At 51.1% G+C, this 1159-nt stretch carries 1 protein-coding gene; it reads left to right on the plus strand.

Features of this window, described 5'->3' with window-relative positions; translation table 11 throughout:
- Positions 1–31: 31 nt before the first annotated feature.
- Complete coding sequence (locus MHH78_RS33900; RefSeq protein WP_076086956.1) at positions 32–991, plus strand: tyrosine-type recombinase/integrase; 960 nt, start codon at positions 32–34, stop codon at positions 989–991.
- Positions 992–1159: the final 168 nt, after the last annotated feature.

Raw genomic sequence — 1159 nt, forward strand, 5'->3', positions numbered from 1 at the left:
ATGTCTATTCCTGAGGAGTGATGAAAAAAGAATGAGCCAGACCGAATTTAGCCGTACGGCGCTCAGCTTGGTGTACCCGGAAGAGGGCTACCTAAGCGATGATCAGATTGTTCAGATGTTTATGGCTACCTGCTGTACGAATGTTAATACAGGTCGGAATTATAAGCGGGCGATTGCCGATTTCCGCAGATTTATTGCAGGCACCTCCTTACGGGCAGTGACCTGGAGGGAGATGGAGGCGTATAAGATTTTCCTGACGCAGGGGGGCTACAGTTATCAGAGGCAGCTGGCGCCGGCAAGCATAGCGGCATTCCTTGCGCCGTTGAAGTCTTTTTATAAATGGGGGAGTGATCAGCATATCGGGATTTTTGCAGTGAATCCGACCTCTTCGGTACGCATCCCCAAAATAACCGTGACCAGCCGCAAAAACTTCCTGACCAAACGGGAGGTGGGAGAATTACTGAATGTGCTGGAGCAGCAAGGACTGCGCAATTATCTGATCGGGCTGACGCTGGTAGTGCTCGGTCTGCGGGTGTCAGAGCTGACGGCGATGAAGTGGGGGGACTTCCATAATGATCTGCTGGAGACCTCGGTCTGGCTGACCGTGGAGAACGGCAAGGGGGGCAAGCCCAGAGAAATTAAGGTTCCGCCGACCCTGTGGCAGCTGTATTCCAAGTTGTCTGATACCCTGCCAGGGAAGGAAGAGGTCACCCCGGAGCAGAGGATGTTTCCGTTATCTTCAAGGCAGGTGGAACGGATTATCAAGAATGCCGGAGAAGCCAGCTCAATTGAGAAAAAGTTGACCCCGCACTGGCTGCGCCACACGAATGCCACGCTGGCCTTGCTCCAGGGAGCGTCGCTTCAGCAGGTTCAGGAATCGCTGGGACATTCCCACATCAACACCACTCAGCGTTATCTCCACACCGTTCAGCAGATTCAAAAGGCTGCCCCGGATTTTGTAGAGGACAGCCTGCGCACGTTCATTCAATAGATTAGATTCGACAAAAATTGCAGAGGCACGAATGGAACATAATTGTGGAAGCAGAGGGGCTGAATCAGCGAAGTTTCTATACAGAAGTTAGGAAATGACCTATAATAAACGCATTGCTGCTTGAGTATGCGCAAGTATGCATGGGTTATCGTATTTTACTCAAAAAAA

The sequence above is a fragment of the Paenibacillus sp. FSL H3-0333 genome (genome assembly GCF_038002805.1).
Classification (GTDB): domain Bacteria; phylum Bacillota; class Bacilli; order Paenibacillales; family Paenibacillaceae; genus Paenibacillus_AQ; species Paenibacillus_AQ silagei.